Origin of the sequence: Micromonospora sp. NBC_01392, from assembly GCF_045040125.1 — a bacterium.
Classification (GTDB): domain Bacteria; phylum Actinomycetota; class Actinomycetes; order Mycobacteriales; family Micromonosporaceae; genus Micromonospora.
This window is the reverse complement of record NZ_CP109549.1, coordinates 225,103-246,867: the sequence shown is the minus strand read 5'-3', so window position 1 is coordinate 246,867 and position 21,765 is coordinate 225,103. Positions and strand designations below refer to the sequence as shown.

The 21,765-nt window shown below is 71.4% G+C and carries 21 protein-coding genes; 11 read left to right on the top strand and 10 right to left on the bottom strand.

What is annotated here, in order from left to right; genetic code table 11:
- Window positions 1-23 precede the first annotated feature (23 nt).
- Both OG767_RS01100 and OG767_RS01095 read right to left on the bottom strand, forming a co-directional pair.
- Window positions 24-1,115 (bottom strand): TolB family protein, encoded by a 1,092-nt coding sequence (locus tag OG767_RS01100; RefSeq protein ID WP_405091771.1) that lies wholly within the window; start codon window positions 1,113-1,115, stop codon window positions 24-26.
- Window positions 1,112-1,621 (bottom strand): SigE family RNA polymerase sigma factor, encoded by a 510-nt coding sequence (locus OG767_RS01095; RefSeq protein ID WP_107162006.1) that lies wholly within the window; start codon window positions 1,619-1,621, stop codon window positions 1,112-1,114. The genes OG767_RS01100 and OG767_RS01095 overlap by 4 nt, the downstream gene beginning before the upstream one ends.
- Window positions 1,622-1,688: 67 nt before the next feature.
- Between OG767_RS01095 and OG767_RS01090 the strand changes: the two genes are divergently transcribed.
- Window positions 1,689-2,168: a methylated-DNA--[protein]-cysteine S-methyltransferase gene (locus OG767_RS01090; protein WP_107162008.1), complete on the top strand. Its 480-nt coding sequence runs from the start codon at window positions 1,689-1,691 to the stop codon at window positions 2,166-2,168.
- 258 nt (window positions 2,169-2,426) lie between these two features.
- Entirely contained in the window at window positions 2,427-2,615 is a 189-nt protein-coding gene (locus tag OG767_RS01085) for a hypothetical protein (RefSeq protein WP_405091770.1), read from the top strand.
- A gap of 61 nt (window positions 2,616-2,676) precedes the next feature.
- Here OG767_RS01085 and OG767_RS01080 read toward each other — a convergent pair whose 3' ends face one another.
- Window positions 2,677-3,756 (bottom strand): inositol-3-phosphate synthase, encoded by a 1,080-nt coding sequence (locus OG767_RS01080; RefSeq protein WP_107162010.1) that lies wholly within the window; start codon window positions 3,754-3,756, stop codon window positions 2,677-2,679.
- A gap of 23 nt (window positions 3,757-3,779) precedes the next feature.
- The gene (locus OG767_RS01075) at window positions 3,780-4,418 is read right to left on the bottom strand and encodes a PadR family transcriptional regulator (RefSeq protein ID WP_281934636.1); all 639 of its coding nucleotides are present in this window, start codon (window positions 4,416-4,418) and stop codon (window positions 3,780-3,782) included.
- A 176-nt stretch (window positions 4,419-4,594) separates the two neighbouring features.
- On the opposite strand from OG767_RS01075, the gene OG767_RS01070 reads away from it, so the two are divergent.
- From OG767_RS01070 to OG767_RS01060, 3 genes are all read left to right on the top strand, one after another.
- The gene (locus OG767_RS01070; protein ID WP_107162012.1) at window positions 4,595-5,041 is read left to right on the top strand and encodes a DUF5318 domain-containing protein; all 447 of its coding nucleotides are present in this window, start codon (window positions 4,595-4,597) and stop codon (window positions 5,039-5,041) included.
- A 194-nt stretch (window positions 5,042-5,235) separates the two neighbouring features.
- Window positions 5,236-8,061 carry a transglycosylase domain-containing protein gene (locus OG767_RS01065; protein ID WP_405091769.1) on the top strand — a complete coding sequence of 942 codons (2,826 nt, stop codon included), beginning with the start codon at window positions 5,236-5,238 and terminating at the stop codon, window positions 8,059-8,061.
- 121 nt (window positions 8,062-8,182) lie between these two features.
- The gene (locus OG767_RS01060) at window positions 8,183-9,748 is read left to right on the top strand and encodes a glycosyltransferase family 87 protein (RefSeq protein WP_405091768.1); all 1,566 of its coding nucleotides are present in this window, start codon (window positions 8,183-8,185) and stop codon (window positions 9,746-9,748) included.
- A gap of 16 nt (window positions 9,749-9,764) precedes the next feature.
- On the opposite strand, the gene OG767_RS01055 is transcribed toward OG767_RS01060, so the two are convergent.
- Window positions 9,765-11,996, bottom strand: a complete 2,232-nt coding sequence (locus OG767_RS01055; protein ID WP_405091767.1) for a hypothetical protein — start codon at window positions 11,994-11,996, stop codon at window positions 9,765-9,767.
- Entirely contained in the window at window positions 11,993-12,775 is a 783-nt protein-coding gene (locus tag OG767_RS01050; RefSeq protein WP_405091766.1) for a deoxyribonuclease IV, read from the bottom strand. The genes OG767_RS01055 and OG767_RS01050 overlap by 4 nt, the downstream gene beginning before the upstream one ends.
- 632 nt (window positions 12,776-13,407) lie before the next feature.
- Between OG767_RS01050 and rpsF the strand changes: the two genes are divergently transcribed.
- The 4 genes from rpsF to rplI all read left to right on the top strand — a co-directional run bounded on the left by rpsF (window position 13,408) and on the right by rplI (window position 15,057).
- Window positions 13,408-13,698, top strand: coding sequence for a 30S ribosomal protein S6 (gene rpsF / locus OG767_RS01045; RefSeq protein ID WP_088643630.1), 291 nt, complete (start codon window positions 13,408-13,410; stop codon window positions 13,696-13,698).
- 80 nt (window positions 13,699-13,778) lie between these two features.
- Window positions 13,779-14,315 (top strand): single-stranded DNA-binding protein, encoded by a 537-nt coding sequence (locus OG767_RS01040; protein ID WP_175441301.1) that lies wholly within the window; start codon window positions 13,779-13,781, stop codon window positions 14,313-14,315.
- A 41-nt stretch (window positions 14,316-14,356) separates the two neighbouring features.
- Window positions 14,357-14,596 carry a 30S ribosomal protein S18 gene (gene rpsR, locus OG767_RS01035; protein WP_007073789.1) on the top strand — a complete coding sequence of 80 codons (240 nt, stop codon included), beginning with the start codon at window positions 14,357-14,359 and terminating at the stop codon, window positions 14,594-14,596.
- A gap of 14 nt (window positions 14,597-14,610) precedes the next feature.
- A complete protein-coding gene (gene rplI, locus OG767_RS01030; RefSeq protein WP_405091765.1) occupies window positions 14,611-15,057 on the top strand; it encodes a 50S ribosomal protein L9 in 447 nt (148 codons plus the stop codon).
- An 82-nt stretch (window positions 15,058-15,139) separates the two neighbouring features.
- On the opposite strand, the gene OG767_RS01025 is transcribed toward rplI, so the two are convergent.
- Window positions 15,140-16,558 (bottom strand): hypothetical protein, encoded by a 1,419-nt coding sequence (locus tag OG767_RS01025; protein WP_405091764.1) that lies wholly within the window; start codon window positions 16,556-16,558, stop codon window positions 15,140-15,142.
- 483 nt (window positions 16,559-17,041) lie between these two features.
- Between OG767_RS01025 and dnaB the strand changes: the two genes are divergently transcribed.
- Window positions 17,042-19,861 carry a replicative DNA helicase gene (gene dnaB / locus OG767_RS01020; RefSeq protein WP_405091763.1) on the top strand — a complete coding sequence of 940 codons (2,820 nt, stop codon included), beginning with the start codon at window positions 17,042-17,044 and terminating at the stop codon, window positions 19,859-19,861.
- 142 nt (window positions 19,862-20,003) lie between these two features.
- On the opposite strand, the gene OG767_RS01015 is transcribed toward dnaB, so the two are convergent.
- A complete protein-coding gene (locus OG767_RS01015) occupies window positions 20,004-20,192 on the bottom strand; it encodes a hypothetical protein (RefSeq protein ID WP_405091762.1) in 189 nt (62 codons plus the stop codon).
- 226 nt (window positions 20,193-20,418) lie between these two features.
- Between OG767_RS01015 and OG767_RS01010 the strand changes: the two genes are divergently transcribed.
- The gene (locus tag OG767_RS01010; RefSeq protein WP_405091761.1) at window positions 20,419-20,568 is read left to right on the top strand and encodes a hypothetical protein; all 150 of its coding nucleotides are present in this window, start codon (window positions 20,419-20,421) and stop codon (window positions 20,566-20,568) included.
- Between the two features lie 17 nt (window positions 20,569-20,585).
- On the opposite strand, the gene OG767_RS01005 is transcribed toward OG767_RS01010, so the two are convergent.
- Window positions 20,586-21,269 carry a maleylpyruvate isomerase N-terminal domain-containing protein gene (locus OG767_RS01005; protein ID WP_405091760.1) on the bottom strand — a complete coding sequence of 228 codons (684 nt, stop codon included), beginning with the start codon at window positions 21,267-21,269 and terminating at the stop codon, window positions 20,586-20,588.
- A gap of 98 nt (window positions 21,270-21,367) precedes the next feature.
- Window positions 21,368-21,757, bottom strand: coding sequence for a zf-TFIIB domain-containing protein (locus OG767_RS01000; protein WP_343444319.1), 390 nt, complete (start codon window positions 21,755-21,757; stop codon window positions 21,368-21,370).
- Between the last annotated feature and the right edge of the window lie 8 nt (window positions 21,758-21,765).

The following is a 21,765-nucleotide window of genomic DNA, read 5'->3' as shown; positions in this document are numbered from 1 at the left end:
GAGGGTGCAAGGTCCACAGGCGCTCAGTACGGCGCGATCGTCACCGCCAGGTCGACAAGTTGCTTCGGCAGCGGCTGACGGACCAGTTCCCGGCCGGTGCGGTCGGCGAGCACGAAGTCCCCCGCGCCGAACGGCCGGCGGTAGAGCAACCGGTCGCCGGTGACCCAGGCGACGTCGGCGCTGGGCAGCGGGTTCACCACCCGGCCGGTCGCGGTCTCCACCAGCAGCGGCTCCTGATGCCCCTGGACGACCACCAACGTGCCGTCCGGCGACCAGGCGTCCGGGCCGACCGGCCCGCCCGGCAGCTCGACCAGTCGGATGGGCCGGCCGTCGTCGACCGACAGGAGTTGCACCCCCTTGGCGAGGTCCCGGGGCCACGACTCCGACTTCTGCCTGCTCAACGTCAACGCGACCGATCGGCCGTCCGGCATCCAGGTGAATTCGCACGCGTCGGCGCAGGGCCAGCCGAGCCGCCCCACCGGATGGGTCTTCTTCGTCCCGTTCAGATCCAGCACGATGAAACCGAAGTGGTCGAGCTGGCTGGTGGTGAACAGCAGCCGCCGTCCGTCCGGGGACCAGCTCGGCGTGGAGAGCGCCCGGCCCACCTCGTACCAGCGGGTCTTTCCGGTGGCCAGATCGAACAGACCGACGTCCCGGGGACGACCGTCGTCGCGGACCGCGACGAGGGAGCCGGTCGGCGCCGGAAAGATGCCGTCGTACTTGTCGGTGGCGAAGTAGCGCCCGCGCCCGCGGTCGAGCAGGAACCCGCTGCCGGAGCCGCCCATCACCTGGGCGCGGGTGACCACCCACTCACCGGGCAGCACCAGCGGCCGGTCCGCCCAGTTCGCGCCGGGTTCGGCCCGGAGCGCCGGCGAGGGGGAGACGGTGACCGGTGGGGTCGTGGGCGGCGGGGCGGAACGGGGACGCAACAGCACGAACGGCAGCGTCACCGCCACCACCGCGACCAGCGCGGCGGCGGTCGCGGCGACCCGTCGGCGGCGACGCAGCCGTCGGCCCCGCCCGAGCGCCCGCAGCGCCAGGTCCGGCGCGGGCGCGACGCCGTCGGCCAGATCGCGTACGGCCGTCCGGAGCGTCTCCTCCAGCGACGTGCTCATCGGGTCACCTCCGCCCGGGTGGTCAGCTCGTCGAGGGCCGGCACCAGTTGCCGCAGCCGGGCCAGTGCCTTGGCGCTCTGGCTGGCCACCGTGCCCGGCCGGCAGCCGAGCAGCGCGGCCGTCTGCTCGACGCTCAGGTCCTCCAGGTAGCGCAGCGTCAGCACCGCGCGCTGCCGGGGTGGCAGTGCCCGGAGCGCGTCCCGCAGCAGCATCCGCAGGTCACTGTCGTCCCCGACCGCCGGCCGCTCCGGCACGTCCGCCACCGGCACCTCCGCGCGCCGCGCCCGCCGCCGCCAGCCGGAGACCTGGTCGTGGTAGAGGATCCGTTTCACGTACGGCTCCGCGTCGCCGCGGATCCGGGGCCACCGGGCGTACGCCTTGGCCAGCGCGTTCTGGAGCAGGTCCTCGGCCGCGTGCTGGTTGCCGGCGAGCGCGTACGCGACCCGCAGCAGGACCGGCCCTCGTTCGTTGACGAACGCGGTGAACTCCCCGTCGACCTCCGCCACCGTCCACCTCCGTGTCTCAGACGCCCGGGGCGGGGGAAACTTTGCCCGCCGCGCGACAATGGGTGGCATGCGCTGGACCGTGCTCGACTCGCCGATCGGGGAGTTCTCCGTCGGCACCGACGCCGACGCCGTACGCGGCGCACACTTCGGCCGGGTGGCGTCGGCGTCCGACGAACCCGGCGACGACCTGGCCCGGCGGGCGGTGGCCGAGTTGCGGGCCTACTTCGCCGGCGAGCTGACCGAGTTCGGCGTGCCGGTGGCGGCGCCGCGCGGCTCGGAGTTCGAGCGCGCGGTCTGGCGGGAGATGACCCGCATCCCCTACGGCGAGACGACCACCTACGGCGAGGTGGCCCGCGCGCTCGGTGACCCGGGCGCGGCCCGGGCGGTGGGGGTGGCGTGCAACCGCAACCCGGTGCCGGTGATCGTGCCCTGTCACCGGATCGTCGGCGCGGGCGGCAAGCTGGTCGGCTTCGGCGGCGGGCTGCCGCGCAAGGTGACGCTGCTGGAGTTGGAGGCGGGCGTCGCCCTGCGCCGCGCCTGGTCCTGACCTCCACCCCACCCCACCCCTGGTGCGGTGATCATGAAGTTGGCGGCGCTCGCCGTCCGATTTGTCGCCGCCAACCTCATGATCGTTCCCTATCCCGCTCCTCGGACGCCTCTTGGGTGTGATCAAGGGGTTTGTGGCGTTGTCGGGTGTGTCACGTCGGGAGGAGTTGTCCGGCCGTCAAGGTGGCGCGGGCCCGGATCACGGCTTGGCGGCGGTTCGGCTCGTGAGCGTCGAGTCAGGGCCGGGGACGTGGTTCACGTGACCGGAACGGCCAGCGTCCAGTTCGTCAGCCGATCGATCATGGCGCGGGTCATCCGGGTGCGGGACGACCTCGTTACCCATGACGGCTGGTGCTGGCTCGACGTCTACCAGCTCGACGCGAGGGGCGACGCGGTCGACCGGCGGACGATCGTCGTACGCCCGGCGGGCTTGCGGGCGACGGCCTGAACGGCCACGGAGGGCCGGGTCCCGACGGACCCGGCCCTCGCGATGTGCTGAGGTCAGCGTGTCAGCGCTCGATCTCGCCCTTGATGAAGGACTCGACGGCGGCGTGCGCGTCGTGGTCGGCGTACTGCTGCGGCGGGGACTTCATGAAGTACGAGGAGGCGGAGAGGATCGGGCCACCGATCTTCCGGTCCAGCGCGATCTTCGCGGCGCGGACGGCGTCGATGATGACACCGGCCGAGTTCGGCGAGTCCCACACCTCGAGCTTCAGCTCCGCGTTGAGCGGGGTGTCGCCGAAGGAGCGGCCCTCCAGGCGGATGTACGCCCACTTGCGGTCGTCCAGCCACGGCACGTGGTCGGACGGGCCGATGTGCACGTCGCTCTTCTGCATCTCGTGCGGGATCTGGGAGGTCACCGACTGGGTCTTCGAGATCTTCTTCGAGACCAGGCGGTTGCGCTCCAGCATGTTCATGAAGTCCATGTTGCCGCCGAAGTTGAGCTGGTACGTGCGCAGCAGCTCCACCCCGCGGTCCTCGAAGAGCTTCGCCAGCGCGCGGTGCACGATGGTGGCGCCGACCTGGCTCTTGATGTCGTCACCGACGATCGGCAGGCCCGCGTCCTCGAACTTCTTGGCCCACTCCGGGTCGGAGGCGATGAAGACCGGGAGGGCGTTGACGAACGCGCAACCGGCGTCGATCGCGGCCTGGGCGTAGAACTTGTCGGCCTGCTCGGAGCCCACCGGCAGGTAGGAGACCACCACGTCGACCTGCGCGTCGCGCAGCGCCTGGGCCACGTCGACCGGCGTGGCGTCCGACTCCTCGACGATCTCGCGGTAGTACTGGCCCAGGCCGTCGAAGGTCGGGCCGCGCTGCACGCTGACGCCGGTCGGCGGCACGTCGCAGAGCTTGATCGTGTTGTTCTCGCTGGCGACGATCGCCTCCGCGAGGTCCATGCCCACCTTCTTGGCGTCCACGTCGAACGCCGCGACAAACTCCACGTCCGAGACGTGGTAGTCGCCGAAGGTGACGTGCATGAGACCCGGGACGCGGTCGTTCGGGTCGGCGTTCCGGTAATACTCCACGCCCTGTACGAGGGACGAGGCGCAGTTACCCACACCGACGATGGCGACGCGGACGGAGCCCATAGCGTCTGCCTCCTTCTTCTTCATCACGGCCGCTCTGTCCTGGACTTTCCAGGCGTGGGCGGGCTGTCGTTGTCTCCTCGGCCGCCGACCGTCCGGGAATCCGGGGCGGTCGGGGCCCGGCCGGAGCGCTCGTTGGCGATGAGCTCCTCCAGCCAGCGGACCTCGCGCTCGCAGGCGTCGAGCCCGTGGCGCTGCAGTTCCAGGGTGTACGCGTCGAGGCGCTCGGCTGCCCGGCCGAGCACGTCACGAAGACCTTCGCGGCGCTCCTCGATCTTGCGACGGCGACCTTCCAGGATCCGGAGCCGGGTGGCCTGGTCGGTCCGGGCGAAGAACGCGAAGTGCACGCCGAAGCCCGTGTCGTCGTACGTCTCGGGTCCAGCCTGCGCTATGAGCTGGGCGAAGCGTTCCTTGCCCTCCGCGGTAATGGTGTAGACCACCCGACCGCGTCGGCTGGTCAGCGCGGGAACCTCCTCGGCGGTCGCGGGTGTCTCGGCGGCTTCGGTGATCCACCCCGCCGCCTGCAACCGTCGCAGGGTCGGGTAGAGCGAGCCGTAGCTGATCGCCGCCCGGATGGCGCCGAGCTTGGCGGTCAACTCCTTGCGCAGCTCGTAACCGTGCATCGGAGCCTCCTGCAGGAGGCCCAGGATGGCGAACTCGAGCACGGCGCCATCCCTTCTTTCCCCCTGCGCGGAGGGCTTAACCGCCGCGATGTATCGGGCCGATACATCGAACGGTAGCCGAGACGGGTGGCCAGGGCAAACCTCTGGTTACGCGACGCGATCCTCACTGATCGTGACCATGGTCGCCTCGGTTCCTCGGAGCGCGTACCCTTTGCCGCATGCGTACGCAGCGCCAGGTCGTCGACTACTCGCTCCAGAAGCGAGCGGTGCTGCGTGAACTCCTCGCCGGGCGGATCGGCACGTACGACGTCTGCGACGCCTCGCCGTACCTGAAGAACGCCGCCCGTTTCCACGGCGAGCCGACCGATCACCGCTGCCCCATCTGCCGCAGCGAGAACCTCACCCACGTCCACTACATTTACGGTGACGAACTCAAGCAGTCGGCGGGTCAGGCGCGTACCCGGGCCGAGTTGCCCGTGCTGGCCATGACGCTGCGTGAGTTCCAGGTGTTCGTGGTGGAGGTCTGCCCCGGCTGTGACTGGAACCACCTCGTCGAGCAGTTCCTGCTCGGCCGGGACGGTCTCGCGGGCGAGGCGACGGATGCGACCGCGTCGGCCGCGGCCGACGGCTCCACCGCCCGGCGAAGGCGAGAGGCGCAACGGTGAACTCGGCTGTCCCGACCACTGCCGGCCCGTTACCCGGGCGGCACGCGCGACAGCCGGTAAGCGTAATTAGTCCGATTAGGTCGGATTTGACGGACACGGACCGGCGCGGCGGGCCGGTAATCTTCCGTGTTCCAGCTCACGGCAACCCGGTGGCGGCGCCCCCGCGCCCCACCGCGACCGGCAGGGTGTGAGGAATGAACTACGGCGATTCCAGTTCTTCGCGTGGGCGGGCCCAGATCCCGGGCCCGAACGGCGACCCCGGCTCCGAGCGGAGCTCGCGCGGGAACGGTTGGTCCGGCGCCCCCGAGGGTGGCGCCTCGGCGCGTGCCTCGGTCACCCCGGGCGGTGTCGGCGGCCGGGCCCCGGTCGGCGGCGTCGCCCCGGTGCCCCGTGGGGCCTCGGGCTCGGCCTCGGTGGGCCGCGCCGGCGCGGGACGCGCCTCGGTGCCGGTCTCGCCGGCACCCGGTGTCGCCGGGCGCGCGGGCGCGGGCCGGGCGTCCGTCCCGGTCTCCCCGGCCGGACCGGCCGGGCGTGCCCCGGTCGGCGCGGCGAGCGTGGGCGGCTCCGGACGGGCGAGCGTCGGCGCGGCACCCGTCGGCGGCCGTGCCGCGGTGGCCCGGGCCGGGGTGCCCGGCTTCAGCGGCGGACCCGGCGGTCCGGGTGGCCCGGGTGGTCCGACCGGCCCCGGTCGCGCCGGCCGCGGTGGGGATCCGGGCCGGGCGAAGAAGCGGCGCCGGCTCAACATGCTGATCGCCGGCTTCGCCGTGTTCATCATGCTCGCCGGCATCGGCGTGGTCAGCTTCACCTGGTACTCCACCAAGGTGGTGCTCCCGGAGGACACCATCCCGCCGCTGTCGACCACCATCTACGACTCCACCGGCAAGACCCCCATCGCCCGGATCGGCGACCAGAACCGGCAGTTGGTCACCATCGACCAGATCCCGGAACACGTCCAGCACGCGGTCGCGGCGGCGGAGGACCGCAACTTCTACCGTCACTCCGGCGTGGACTACAAGGGCATCGCGCGGGCCGCCTGGAACAACATCAGCGGCGGCGACAAGCAGGGCGCCTCGACGATCACCCAGCAGTACGCCCGCAACGCGTTCGAGAACCTGAACCAGGACACGTACGGCCGCAAGGTGAAGGAAGCGGTCCTCGCCTCCAAGCTGAACGACCGCTACGACAAGCGGACGATCATGCAGCACTACCTGAACGTGATCTACTTCGGCCGGGGCGCGTACGGCATCCAGTCGGCGGCGCGGACGTACTTCGGCAAGGACGTCAACAAGCTGACCGTCGCCGAGGCGGCGGTGCTGGCCGCGCTGATCAAGCAGCCCGAGCCGAGCTCCACGCACCAGGGCTACGACCCGGCGATCAACCCGCAGGCCGCGCTGGACCGGTGGAACTACGTCATCAACGGCATGATCACCGAGAAGTGGCTGGACGCGCCGAACATGCCGGATCACCCCACCGAATACCCGAAGAACATCGCGAAGCCGACGAAGAACAGCGCCGGCGGCTTCGGCATCGACACGCCGTACGGCAACGTCGTCAACTACGTCTCGCAGGAACTGCGCGAGATGAACCTCTGCACCGACAACGAGGCCGAGGCGACCGACGCGAAGCCGCTCTGCTCGAAGGCGCTCAGCCGTGGTGGTTACAAGATCACCACGACCATCAACGCCAAGATGCAGGAGGCGGCGCTCGATGCCGCCCAGCGGGCCAAGAAGGGCTCCGCGCTCGCCGGGCAGCCGTCGAACCTGATGGCCGCCATGGTGTCCGTCGAACCGAAGACCGGCCGGGTGCTCGCCTACTACGGCGGTGACAACGGCACCGGCACCGACTACGCCGGCAAGAACATCGAGAACGGCGTGGTCAGCGGTGGCCACTCGCCGGGTTCGAGTTTCAAGATCTACACGCTGGCGGCGGCGCTGAAGGAGGGCATCTCCATCAAGTCCCGCTGGAAGGGCTCGGCGTTCACACCGAAGGACACGAAGTTCAAGGTCAGCAACGCCGGCGCCGACAAGGTCTCCTGTGGCGACTCCTGCACGCTGGAGCTGTCCACGCTCAAGTCGCTCAACGTGCCGTTCTACTACATCACCGAGAAGATCGGCCCGGACAAGGTCCTCGACATGGCCAAGCAGGCCGGCGTCACCACCATGTGGCAGACCGACACCAACCCGGCCAAGCCGCACGACCTGACCAAGGCCGACCCGAAGGACCTCGCGCCGAATCCGTTCTTCCACGTGATCGGCTACGGCCAGTACCCGATCACGGTGCTCGACCACGCCAACGGCGTGGCCACCTTCGCCAACGAGGGCGTCTACAACAAGGCGCACTTCATCCGGAAGGTCGAGAAGCAGAACCCGAGCACCGGCAAGTGGGACACGGTCGGCGGCGAGAAGCTCAAGCCGCAGCGGCGGATCGACAAGGACATCGTCGCCGACGTCACCTCCGTGCTCGAGCAGTACCCGGGCCAGGTGAACCGCCGGCTCGACGACGGCCGCAAGGCCGCCGAGAAGACCGGCACCTGGGAACTCGGCGACGGCAGCACCCGCAACGGCGACGCCTGGATGATCGGCTACACGCCGCAACTCGCCACCGCCGTCTGGGTCGGCAACAAGGGTGCCCGCAAGGCGATCAAGTACAAGGGCGGCGCGGACATCAGCGGCGCCAAGATGCCCGGCGAGATCTTCCAGCGCTTCATGAACGACGCGCTCAAGGGCAAGGACAAGGAAGACTTCCCGCCGGCCGCGAACGTCGGCAAGGACGACACCGGCAACGGCGAGATGCCCGCACCCCCGCCGCCGGCCCCGAACGAGCCCGGCGGGCCGGCCTGTGACCCGCTCGGCCTGTTCTGCCCCGGCGGCAACAACCCCGGCGGTGGCAACCCGGGCGGCGGCGGTAACCCCGGCGGCGGCGACCAGGGCGGCGGCAACCCCGGCGGCGGCCTCCCCGGCGGTGGTGGTCGAGGCGGCGGCGTGCTGCCCAGCACCCCACCCACCCGCCAGACCAACTGACGCGTACCACCCGACGGCGGCGGCCGGACCGAGCGGTCCGGCCGCCGCCGCGTTTCGCGTACCGGAATTTCTGCGCGCGCGGCGGGACGGACGGCCCCGACGTACGGCAGGATGCCTCTCCATGAGCACCCAGTCGACCGCAGGCATCGATGAACCCGGCACGTCCGGGGAGCAGACGCCCCGGCCCGGAGCGACCGAGGACCACCCGTCCCGCTCGGACTGGTTCGTCCGGGGCACGTCCGGCCTGATCGGCGGACCGCTCGGTGACCACGCCGCCGCCCTGGACCGGCCGGCCGGCCGCGACAGCCGGTTCTGGAGCGCGGCGCGGATCGTGCTGGCCCTGATCTGCCTCACACTCGCGCTGCACTGGGTGCAGAAGTCCCCCTGCCAGGACGGCGCCTGGCAGAACAACGTCCAGTACACCCGGATGTGCTACACCGACGTGCTGGCGCTCTACTACGCCGAGGGCCTCAACGAGGGCAAGGTGCCCTACGCCGACCACCCGGTGGAGTACCCGGTGCTGACCGGCTACTTCATGGGCGCGCTCGGCCTCCCGGTGCACGCCCTCGGCGTGGACAACCCCGCCATCAACCAGGGGCAGTGGTTCTACAACCTCAACGCGCTGGTGCTCGGCGCGCTCGCGGTCGCCACCGTCGCGGTCATCCTCAGCCTGCGCCGACGACGACCCTGGGACGCGGCGCTGTTCGCCCTCTCGCCGGCGCTGGTGCTCACCGCCACCGTCAACTGGGACCTGCTCGCCGTCGGCCTCGCCGCGTTCGGGCTGCTGGCCTGGGCGCGCAGCCGACCCGACCGGCTCGGCATGCTGATGCCCGGGCTGGCGGGCCTGCTGATCGGCCTCGGCGGCGCGGCGAAGATGTGGCCGCTGTTCCTGCTCGGCCCGATCCTGATCCTCACGCTGCGCGCCGGCCGGCTGCTCGCCGGGCTCGTCGCCACGGCCACCGCGCTGGTGACGCTGGTCGCGGTCAACCTGCCGGTGGCGATCCCGTACCGGGAGAGCTGGGGCCGGTTCTTCGACCTGAACACCACCCGTCCCATCGACTGGGGCACGCTCTGGTACATCGGCCGCTACCTGGACGGCCGGATCAGCCCGTCTGCGCCCGGCGAACTCGGCCCGTTCGAGTGGCTCAACGCGAACATCCCCACCCTCAACTGGGTGTCGTACCTGCTGTTCGGGCTGGCCTGCCTCGGCGTGGCCGCGCTCGCGCTGCTCGCCCCGCGCCGGCCCCGCCTCGCGTCCGTCGCGTTCCTGGTGGTCGCCGCCTTCCTGATCTTCAGCAAGGTCTGGTCGCAGCAGTTCGTGCTCTGGCTGCTGCCGCTCGCGGTGCTCGCCCGGCCCCGGTGGGGCGCGTTCCTGGCCTGGCAGTTCGCCGAGGTCTGCTACTTCGTCGCGTTCTACGGCGAACTGCTCGGCACCGCCACCTCGCGGCCGGTCTTCCCGGAGGGCGTGTTCGTGCTGGCCTCCAGCCTCCGCCTGATCACCGTGGCGGTGCTCTGCGGCTTCATCGTCCGGGACATCCTGCGATCCGATCAGGACGCGGTGCGCCAGACCTACGCCGACGACCCCGACGGCGGAGTGCTCGACGGCGCGCCGGACGCGCTCTGGCACCAGCGCTGGCGCGCCCGCTCCGGCGCCACCGACCACCCCGTCGAACCCGTGCCCGCCTGAGACCGGGCGGCGGACGTCACAGTCGGTAGACGACCGCGTCGCCGACCTGCTCCCGGGTCACCCCCAGCCCCTCGACCGGCCGGTCCAGCATCCCCTCCCACGGGGTGCCGTCCAACTGGTCCCGGAGCACCACCACGTTCCGGACGCCGATCTGCCGTAGGTAGTCGACGCTGGCGTAGTCGGGGAAGCTGACCGTGGCCTCGCGGGTCCGCGCCTGGGACGCCGGGGTGAAGCCGCTGCCGCCGTTGACCATCTGCTGGAACCGGTCGGTCGACCAGAGCATCACCGGCTGGTCCAGGTTCTGGCTGCTGGGCAGCACCAGCAACGGCCCGTCGACGGTCCGCATCACGGCCGGCTGCTGCGGCACCACCGGATGCGGGGTGACATTCAACCCCTCGGCCAGCACCAGCGCCAACGGCAGCAGCGTGGCCAGCCGCAGCCACGGGCCGGGCCACGGCGGCACCCGCTCGGCGGCGAGCTCCCGCACCCGGGCGCAGAACGCGGTGACCGCGCCGGCCGCGAGCAGGCCGAGCAGCAGCGTGGCCCAGAGCATCATCCGACCCGGCGTACGCAGCCCGTTCCAGCCCGGCAGGTAGTCGAAGAGCGGCACGTAGGTGAACCGGCCGTCGAGGAACCGGGTGCCCATCGCCAACGCCATCGTCACCAGCACGCCGGCGAGCAGGAAGAGCCGGTGGCGGACCCGCCAGACCGAGAAGAACAACCCGCCGGCGGCCAGCGCGTAGAGCGCGAAACCCGGCAGCAGCGTCATCTCCGGAGGCCAGGGCAGTGCCGCCCGCGCCCCCTCGTGCAGCTCGCCCCAGACCCGGGACTCACCCGGCGCGGTGAACAGGCCACTGGCCGGCGGCGAGTAGAGCTGGATCTCGGCGAGCGTGCGGGCCGCGTTGGGGTGCAGCTCGGCGACCTTGAAGAAGGGAATCGCCAGCAGGCCACCCACCGCGGCGAACACCAGCCCGCCGAACAGGTCGGCCAGGAACAGCCGGCGGCCGAACGGGCGCTTCACCCGCCGGCGCCTGACGAACCACAGCACCGCCGAGACCAGCACCACCCCGGCCAGCAGGTACGCGAACGGCAGCCCGATGCCGAAGCCGAGACTGAGCTGCCAGGCGGCCACCAGCCAACCGGCGAGCGCCCAGCCCGCGTGCCGGCGGCGCGGGCGGTAGCCGTACCGCAGCGACCAGCCGTGACCGCGGGCGAGCATGGCCAGCGCCAACGGGATGCCCCCGTTGGAGATGATGTGCAGGTGCCCGGCCTGGGCCAGCAGCCACGGCGCGTACGCGAAGCCCGCCCCGGCCACCGCGCCGCCGATCCGGCCCGCGCCGAGCTGCCGGGCCAGCGCGTACGCCCCGAACGCGGCGAGCGCGTGGGCCAGCACGAACATGATGTTGTAGCGCAGCACGGCGTGCTCCGGACCGACGCCGATCAGGCCGGCCGGCGCGTACCCGAGCAGCGTGTCGGAGAACGCGAAGCTCCAGTTCTCCGGGAAGAACGTGTTGGAGTGCCAGAGCATCGCCGGGTCGGTACGCAGGATGTGGCCGGACCACGCCATCTGCCACGCCTGGAGGCTCGGGTCCCAGTAGTCCTGCGGCAGGGTGTAGCGCGGATAGCGCAGCGTGGGCCAGGTCATCGCCGCGGCCAGGGCCAGCGCGGCGACGGCGGCGAGCGTCCACTCGTGCACCAGGAACCGGCCCACCGCGCGGACCGTCCGGCGGGCCCGGCCGAGCACCGGCTCGGGTGCCGGCCCGAACGCGGTCCAGGGATCCGCCGGCTCCGCACCGTCCGTACCGGCGGTCTGGTCCGTGTTCGAGGTCTTGTTCGTGCCGGCGCTGCCGGTCGGGTCCGTGTCGGTGGTCTTGTTCGTGCCGGCGGTCTGGTCCGACCCCGGGTCGCCGGTCTGGTCCGGGCCGGTGGTCTGGTCCGGCCCGGTGGCACCGCGCCCGTTCTTGCCGGCGTCGGCGGTCTTGCGCCTGCCGTCGCGCCTGCTCCGGCCGGACCTGCGCCAGCTCTTGCCGCCGTCGCCGGCGCTGTCCTTGCCGTCGCCGTCCCCCGCGTCGGCGGATGCGTCGCTGTCGGCCCGGGACCCGCTCGTGCCGGCCGACGCGCCCGTGCTCTCCACCTCACCGGTGGCTCGGCCCGGTGCGGGCTCTGCCCCGTCGGCCGGGGAGCCCTTCGGGGCCGGTCGCGGGTCGGTGCCGGAACGACCGGTCGCGCCGGACTGCTCCGTGGTCATGCCGTGGCGCCCAACTGGGCGCGCAGGAACGCGATGTCGGCGGCCTGCCCCTCGACGCCGCCCGGGGTCTCGACGATCACCGGTGCTCCGGCCGCCCGGATCACCGCCACCAGCAACTCCGGCTCGATGGTGCCGCCGGTGAGGTTGTCGTGGCGGTCCTGGCCGGAGTTGAAGGCGCCCTTCGAGTTGTTCGCGTGGATCAGGTCGATCCGGCCGGTGATCGCCTTGACCCGGTCGACCAGACCCAGCAGCTCCTCGCCGCCGGCGTGGGCGTGACAGGTGTCGAGGCAGAAGCCGACCTCGTGGTCGCCGAGCGCGTCCCAGAGCCGGGCCAGCGCGTCCAGGTGCCGGGCGCAGGCGTTGTCACCGCCGGCGGTGTTCTCGATCAGCACCGGCAGCGGGAAGCCGCCGGAGTCCGCCGCGTACGCGAAGGTCTTGCGCCAGTTGTCGAAGCCGGCGGCGAGGTCGCCCCCGGCGTTGACGTGGCCGCCGTGCACGATCAGCCCGCGGGCCCCGACAGCCGCCGCGGCGGTGGCGTGGGCGAGCAGCAGCTTGCGGCTCGGGATGCGGATCCGGTTGTTGGGCGTGGCCACGTTGATCACGTAGGGCGCGTGGACGTAGAGGTCGACGTCGGCGGCGCGCAGGCGCTCGGCGTCCTCCCGCGGCTTCGGGGCCTTCCAACCCTGCGGGTCGGCGAGGAAGAACTGCACCGCCTCGGCCTCCCGGGTGGCCGCCTCAGCCAGTGGGTCGGTCGCGTCGACGTGGGCTCCGATTCGCATGCAGGGCAGCCTACGTCGCGCCTACGACGCGTGGTGCGCACGCGCGCGGGTTCCGACGGGCGGGCGCGTCACCGCCCGGCCCGGCGGTCGTTGTCCGAGGTGGGATCGATGGTCGACGCTCCGCCCGACGTGGTCCACAGCACGGACGGCGAGCGCCGGCCTCCGGCGACGGATCGCCCCGCCGTGCGGCCCGGCACGACGGGGCGGGTCCACTCGCCACCCACACGGCAACCGGTCAGATGGATTAATTCCAGCATTTACCCCAAGTGGTGACGACAGCCGCTGTATGGTCAGACCAGACGACAACATGATAAAGCTCCGCGGGGCGTTTTCGATCCAACCTCATCGGTGTGGTCGTTCCTCCCCAGGTCCCACCCAAGGAATGCGGACGGGACGCCCCGCGGCCCTGTGGACAGGGGTCCACCTTCTCGGCGCCCGACGCCGGAGGTGGGCCCCTGTCGCCGCCTCCGGGGACACCCGGACCACCGGCCCCGGCATGATCGTCCGGACCGGCTATCCTTGTGCGGTTGTCCGCGTCCGGCCGGGTTCCCCCGGCATCGGGCGGGCCACGACGCACGACCTCCTGCCACGGAAGGACCGTGGCCGCCTAGCCCACAGGAGGTGAGCACGTCTTGCGTCACTATGAAGTCATGGTGATCCTCGATCCCAGCCTCGAGGAGCGCACCGTCGCCCCGTCTCTCGACACGTACCTGAACGTGATCCGGACCGCGGGTGGCTCGGTGGAGAAGACCGACGTGTGGGGCCGCCGGCGCCTCGCGTACGAGATCAACAAAAAGGCCGAGGGCATCTACGCCGTCGTCGACCTCCAGGCGACGCCGGAGGCCGTGGCTGAGCTGGACCGTCAGCTCCGACTCAACGAGTCGGTGCTGCGCACCAAGGTCATTCGCCCGGAGATGCGCTGAGCATCTAGACCCGGCACGTCCGGATCAAGCCTCATCCGCGCTGTCGGAGGGCTCTGAGAGCCTGTACGGCACAACGATGAGTGCGCGAGGAGATGGTCATGGCAGGAGACACCACCATCACGGTCATCGGCAACCTGACCGATGACCCCGAGTTGCGGTTCACCCCCTCCGGTGCGGCGGTGGCCAAGTTCCGGGTCGCTTCGACGCCCCGGTTCATGGACAAGGCGTCCGGCGAGTGGAAGGACGGCGAGCCGCTGTTCCTCTCGTGCACAGTTTGGCGCCAGGCCGCCGAGAACGTCGCCGAGTCGCTGCAGCGCGGCGCCCGGGTGATCGTGTCCGGCCGGCTGCGTCAGCGGTCGTACGAGACCCGCGAGGGTGAGAAGCGCACCGTCATCGAGCTGGAGGTCGACGAGATCGGCCCGTCCCTGCGCTACGCCACGGCGAAGGTGCAGAAGATGTCCCGCTCCGGTGGCGGAGGCGGCGGCTTCGGCGGTGGTGGCGGTGGTGGCCAGGGCGGCGGCGGAGGCAACTTCGACGACCCCTGGGCCTCGGCTGCCCCGGCCCCCTCCCGCGCTGGTTCGGGCGGCGGAAACTTCGACGAGGAGCCCCCGTTCTGATGGCGCCGAGCGCCCGCGATCGCAAACCAGGAGCAAGAGCAATGGCGAAGGCTGCGGCACTGCGCAAGCCGAAGAAGAAGGTGAACCCGCTCGACAAGGACGGGATCACCTATATCGATTACAAGGACACCGCGCTGCTGCGCAAGTTCATCTCCGACCGCGGCAAGATCCGCGCTCGACGGGTGACCGGCGTGACCTCGCAGCAGCAGCGGCAGATCGCCCGTGCGGTCAAGAACGCCCGTGAGATGGCGCTCCTGCCCTACACGGCCACGGCCCGCTGAGGGGAGGCACGGACATGAAGATCATCCTCACTCAGGAGGTGTCCGGCCTCGGCTCTCCGGGCGACATCGTCGAGGTCAAGGACGGCTTCGGCCGTAACTACCTGCTGCCGCAGGGCTTCGCGATCGCCTGGACCAAGGGTGCCGAGAAGCAGGTCACGGTCATCAAGCGGGCCCGCTCGGCCCGCGAGGTCCGCGACCTCGACCACGCCAAGGAGATCAAGGGCCAGCTCGAGGGCCTGAAGGTCAACCTGAAGGCCCGCGCCGGCGACGGCGGTCGGCTCTTCGGTTCGGTCACCCCGGCCGAGATCGTCGACGCCGTCAAGGCGGCCGGTGGTCCGAGCCTGGACCGTCGCCGGCTGGAGACGCCCGGCCACATCAAGTCGCTCGGCGCCTACCCGGTCAGCATCCGGCTGCACCCCGAGGTGACCGCCAAGTTCGACCTGAACGTGGTCAAGAGCTGACCCCACCGCACCACGAAAGGGCCCGCACCGGTTCTCCGGTGCGGGCCCTTTCCGCATCTCCCGGCGACCCGCCGCCGGCACGTCAGCCGATCGGCTGGCCGGTCACCGCGCTGATCACCACCGTGGACAGCCCACCGCCCACCACGGCCGCCGCCAACGCCACCGTCGCCGACCGCCACGTCGTACCGACCTGACGCAGCAGCACCGCCACCACGAGGCTGCTCACCAGCGCCAGCCCGAACCTCGGCGCCGCCGCCGACAACGACGCGAACGCGTGCGCCCGCGGCGAGTCGCAACCTCCACCACTGATGTCGGTGACACACCCCGCCGGGGCCTGCCCGTCCAGGAGGACCAGACCGAGGAAGAGCAGCACCGCCGGCACCAGATAGCAGGCGGCCGTGTAGACGAGCGGTCGCAACGGCCCACCCGGATCCGGGTCCAGCAGGTCGTCCTCCAACCGCCGGCTCCACGAACCGCCGCCGATCGGGTCCATCCGTCGGCGCACCGCGGACCCGCCCGGCCCGACCGGCTCCACCGCCCGACGCCGGGGCGCGGCCCGGGGACGCGGCGCGGAGTACGCGACCACCGGCGACTGCGGGGCCGACGTCGGCGTCTCCATCCACCGCGGATCGTCACCCGCCAACCGGGTCCCCGACCAGAACTCCTCGACCTGCTCCGGCGACGCCCAACCCTCCCGGACCGGCGGTGCCGTACGGTCCCACGGGTCGGCCGCCGGATACCGCGGACCGGCGTCCCGCACCCGGTCGAGGTGACCGGTGTCGGTGAACCGGTCCCACTCACCGGTGTGCTCGGTGCGGTCCCACCGGCTCCCGGCCTGCTCCCACCGGCTCCCGGCGTCCGCCCGACCCCACGCGTGCACGCCCGAGGCGTCCCACGGGTCGACCGCCGGCTGCTCCGCCGGGGCCGGCTCGGCCGCCCGACCCCGCTCCCAGGGATCCACCGCCGGCGGCGGCCAGGAGGAACCGGTCGCCGCCCGCGGACTCCGCCGGGCCGGCTGCTCGGCCTCCCACCCGCCGGTGTCACCACCCGGGCCCGCCTCCTCCGGCAGCCCCGACCAGATCACCTCCGGCCGTCGGGTCGCCGCACGTCGTGGACGGCTGCGGGGCGCCGTCCCGGACACCGGCCCGTCCTCCCCGGACTCGGCCCGCCGGCTCCCGACGTAGCCCTGTTCCTGCGGGGCGTCCATGGTCCACTCGGCGGTGTGGTCGGACACCGGCCCGGCCCCGACGGCCCGCAGCCCGCGCCGGCCGTCGTCCCGACACCGACCGGCCTCGGGCCGCCAACCACCGTCGGAAGCGGGCGACCCGGCCTCCGCCTCGTCGTCGTCCGGCGCGGCATGCCGCCCACCGCCGTCCGCCCGACTGATCCCCGACTCCACCGCCCACCGCGGAAGGTAGGCGTCCACCGGCTCGTCCTGACCGCGCTCGATCGCCCGGCGCCGGCTCGGCGTGCGCTGACGCTCCGGCGCGTACGGGTCCACGCGCCGCGGACCAGCGGAAGCGTCCCAGGAAGCGCTCGGCCGGCGCTCGCGCGGGCTGTCCTCCCCGCTTGCCCAGTCCCGGTGTCTCACGGCGGGAGCGTGACCCTTCTCAACCCGAAAGTGCAATCCGCTGTCAAGGTGCAGCCGTTCGCAGCGATAGTACGGGACGAACGACGCCAAGGCTCGACCAGAAATCTTCCGTCCACAGGGTGGGGACGGCAGAAGCCCAGGTCAGGAGCGATACGCCCGGAAAACGCCATCACTTTTCCACACCCCTGTGCACACCCTGCGCACATGCTGGCCCCCTGCGTCCACAGGTTGTCCCGAGGCTCGTCCACCGGCCCTGTTGGTGGCTGACCTCGGGTTCCGTATCGTGGCCAGCGACCGCCGGGCGATGGCCCCCGATCGACCGGAGGGTCGGCGGAAGTTGTCACACCCCGGCGACAGAGCCGGACTCGATCCGACGCAGCAAGGGGGGAACCCGTGTCGGTCACCGACGAGACGCGCGCGGGACGGGCCGGGGGGCAAGCGTCCGAGCCGCCGCCGCGGGACGCGTCCTTCGAGAAGACACCACCCCAGGACGTGGCCGCCGAACAGTGCGTCCTCGGCGGCATGCTGCTCTCCAAGGACGCCATCGCGGACGTCGTGGAGATCCTCAAGACAAACGACTTCTACCGCCCGGTGCACGCCACCATCTTCGACGCGATCCTGGACATCTACGGTCGGGGCGAACCGGCCGACCCGATCACGGTGGCCGCGGCGCTGGCCGACTCCGGCGACCTCGCCCGCATCGGCGGCGCGCCCTACCTGCACACGCTGATCGCCAGCGTGCCCACCGCCGCCAACGCCGCCTACTACGCCCGCATCGTCGGCGAGCGGGCCGTGCTCCGCCGACTGGTCGAGGCCGGCACCCGGATCGTGCAGCTCGGCTACGGCACCGGCCCGAGCGGCAGCCGGGACGTGGACGACATCGTCGACCTCGCCCAGCAGGCCGTCTACGAGATCACCGAGAAGCGGGTCAGCGAGGACTTCGCGATCCTGGCCGACATGCTCCAGCCCACGCTGGACGAGATCGAGGCGGTCGGCGCCCAGGGCGGCGTGATGACCGGCGTCCCGACCGGCTTCACCGACCTCGACCGCCTGCTCAACGGCCTGCACGCCGGGCAGTTGATCATCGTGGCGGGTCGACCGGGTCTGGGAAAGGCGCTGGCGCTCGACACGCCCCTGCCCACCCCGGAGGGTTGGACCACAATGGGTGCGGTACGCGTCGGCGACCAGCTGCTCGCGGCCGACGGCAACCCGACCACCATCACCAACGTCTTCGACGTGATGCACGATCGCCCCTGCTACGAGGTCGAGTTCTCCGATGGCTCGGTCATCGTGGCGGACGCCGAACACCTCTGGAAGACGACCACCCGGGCCAGCCGTCGGCAGTCCGAGGCACGTCCCCGTCACTACTGGCCCGAGGCGGCGCTGTCGAGGGTACGGGCGGCCGAAGCGGCGGCGTCCGCCGAGCCGCACCGCCTGGTCACCCTGGCGGACACGCTCGAGCAGGTCGGCCCCGAGTTCCGCAACGTGCTGCACACGGTGGCGCACCAGGTCGGCGCGAACGGACGGGTCGCCCGTCCGGTGACCCGGGCCGGCAAGTCACGCAACTGGACCGCTCCCGGCTACCCGGCAGGCGCTCTCGTCTCCGGCCTGCGCCAGCGGGCCGAGCGACACGCCAACGACGGCGCCCCCGTTCGGCACGACGGAGTCGTGACCACCGCACATATCGCGGCGACGCTTCGCACGGACACCGCCGACCGGCGCCTCAACCACGCGGTGGAGAACTGCGCGCCGCTCCGGCTCCCGGAACGTGAACTGGTCGTCCCTCCGTACACCCTCGGGGTGTGGCTCGGCGACGGTCACACCGGAGCCAGCCGATTCACCACCGCGGACGCCGAGATGGTCGACCTGGTGGCCCGGGACGGCTTCCTCGTGCGACCCAGCGGCCCAATGGTGTTCACCATCCTGCTGCCCACCGTGGGGCGGGCAACGGACCGTACCTGTGTCGACTGCGGAGGCTCCACCCGAGCACTGCGCGAGAACCAGGCGGTCCGCCGATGCGCCGAGTGTCACGAGCGAGGCGGCTCGTTCCTGGCGCTGATCCGCCGAATCGGGGTGGCTTCCGACAAGCACATCCCCCAGGACTACCTACGAGCCTCGGAGGCCCAGCGCCGGGCGCTGCTCGCCGGGCTGATGGACACCGACGGTACGGTGGCGCCGGCCGGGAACCTCCAGTACACCTCCACGTCGAAGCGGTTGATCGAGGGTGTTCGGGAACTCGTGGTCAGCCTGGGCTACCGATGCTCGATCACCGAGCGGAGGGTGCGCGGACGCACCGAGGACTCATCGGTCGCCTACACGGCGAACTTCTCCACCCCTGATCCGGTCTTCCGCCTGGAAAGGAAGCGGGCCGCGCACCTGGCCCGGCGGCGGACGTCCTCGGACGTGCGTTCCCACTCCCGCTTCATCGTGGACGTCCGGCCCGTGGCCAGCGTTCCGGTGCGCTGCGTGACCGTGGACAACGCCGACCACCTGTACCTGGCGGGTCGGTCGATGATCCCGACGCACAACAGCACAGCCAGCATGGACTTCGCCCGGAATGCCGCTATTCGTGCCAACCAGGCCGCGGCCATCTTCTCGCTGGAGATGAGCAAGGTCGAGATCGTCATGCGACTGCTCTCGGCCGAGGCGCGCGTGCCGCTGCACGTGCTGCGCAGTGGGCAGCTCTCCGACGACGACTGGACCAAGCTGGCCCGCTGCATGGGCGAGATCAGCGAGGCGCCGCTCTTCGTCGACGACACCCCGAGCATGAACCTGATGGAGATCCGGGCGAAGGCACGACGGCTCAAGCAGAAGCACGACCTGAAGCTGATCGTGGTCGACTATCTCCAGCTCATGACCTCACCGAAGCGCACCGAGAGCCGGCAGCAGGAAGTCGCGGACCTGTCCCGTGGCCTGAAGCTGCTCGCCAAGGAGGTCGAGTGCCCGGTGATCGCGGTGAGTCAGCTGAACCGTGGCCCGGAGCAGCGTACGGACAAGCGACCGCAGTTGTCCGATTTGCGCGAATCTGGCTCTATTGAGCAAGATGCCGACGTTGTCATACTTTTGCACCGCGATGACTATTATGACAAGGAGTCGCCGCGGGCCGGGGAGGCGGACTTCATCATCGCCAAACACAGGAATGGGCCGACCGACACGGTGACGGTCGCCGCCCAGTTGCACCTGTCGCGATTCGTGGACATGGCCATCGTCTGAGCGACCGCCTCGCCCGGAGGGCTCCTCCGAGGCCTGATCATGAGGTTGGCGGCGTTGTTGATCTACGTTGATGCCGTCAAGTTCATGATCACCTTCATCTCCCGCGCGGGGGAGCGGTCCAGCGACCGTACGGATCGGCGGTTCAGTCGGACGAGAGGTCCGGGCGGTGCTCCCGGATCCACTTCTCGACGTCGGACTTGCGCCACACCTTGCCCATGGCCAGCACGGCGATGGGCTCGGGGAAGTTGCGCTGATTGGCGATCACGGACGCGCGCTGGCGCGAGACGTTGCCGAGCATCGCCCGGATCTCCGACACACCCACCAGCTCCACGCGTTGACGATGGCAGCGGCGTAGTCCGCAGACGGCGACAACTACGGAGACTATTGACGTAGTCAACGGGAGTCGACACGATCGGGGGATGAGTGCGCCGAATGCCTCCCCCGTACCCGATCGCGGTGGCCGAGCCATGCGACCGCACACTCCGATGCGGCCGCGCTGGCTCTGCCGCGTCTGCGCCGGCCCTTGGCCGTGCCAGCCGGCGCGCCTGTTGCTGCTGATGGACTACCGACGTGACCGCGTAGCCCTGTCGATCTACATGGCGGCCTGCCTGTTCGACGCCACCGCCGACCTGCTGAGGCAGAACCCGGACCCGCAGGAACTGTTCGACCGCTTCGTCGGCTGGACCGCACGCCCCACACTCCGCTGATCACGGCGGGAGGGTTCTCAGCCGAGCAGCGGGAACCAGCCCGCCGCCTCGCCCAGCTCGAACCGGTCCCGGTCGGTCAACGGCACCCGCCCGGTGGCCTTGAGCAGATACTCGTGGTCGTCCCAGGCGGCCGGGCGTACCGCGTCGTCGCACAGCAGGCCGTCCATCGTGGTCACCGCCACCCGGGTCGGGCCGGTCGCCGGCGGTGGCGCGTCCGGCAGGTCCACCACCAGATCGAGGTGGTGCACGACCGCCTCGGTGGTCAGGGTGGCGAGCAGATCCGGTACGCGCAGCACGTGGCCCTGGGTGGTGACGTGCCCGGTGGCGTCCGCGGCGGCAGCCGCGCGGGCGGCGGCGGGAGCGGTGTCGGACCAGATCCGGACCACGCCGGTGGGCCGGTCGAACGCGGCTGCCGAGCGGCGGGCCCACCAGGCGTGCCGCGCGCCGGCCCCGTCGTCGCCGTCGGCGCCGAACGCCCGCCAGTAGCTGATGTCGTCCACGTCGGCCGGGCCGGGCACCGGGCTGGCCAGCGCGACGAGCGCGCGTTGGGCGTCGCAGAGCACGTGGAAGAGCAGGTCGGCGACGAGCCAGCCCTGGCAGCGGGTGGGTCGTTGCAGGCCGGCGTCGTCGAGCGGGGCGACGGCGGCGGTGATGCCGTCGTACGCCTGGGCCAGCGCCTCGTGCGGCCGGATCGGGCTCATGGGGTGCAGCCTGCCACGGCGCGCGGCCACCGGCACGGTTAGGCGGGGCCCCTTCCTATCGCCCAGGCGTTAAGAAGGGGCCCCTCCTTACACGCTCGTCAGTCGAACAGTTCGCCGAGGAAGCCGTGCTTCTTCTTGCGGCGGTAGTGGCCGTGGTAGCCGTAGTGCTGCTGCTGACCGTGGCCGTACGCGGGCTGCGGGTAGCCGTGGCCGGGCGGCGGCGGAGGGGGCGGGGGGACGGCGCCGTAGCCCGGCTGGTGCGGGGCGGCGGGCGGGGGTGGCGGAGGCGGTGGGTAGCCGGCCCCGGCGGGTGCGGCCTGCGGGGCGCCGCCCTGCTGCCGGTTCCAGTTGGCCTCGGCCTCGAACAGCTTTTCGAGCTCGCCTCGGTCGAGGAAGATTCCGCGGCACTCGCCGCACTGGTCGATGACTACTCCGCTGCGCTCGTACTGGCGCATCTCTCCACGGCATTTGGGACAGGTGAGCTGCATGACACCGA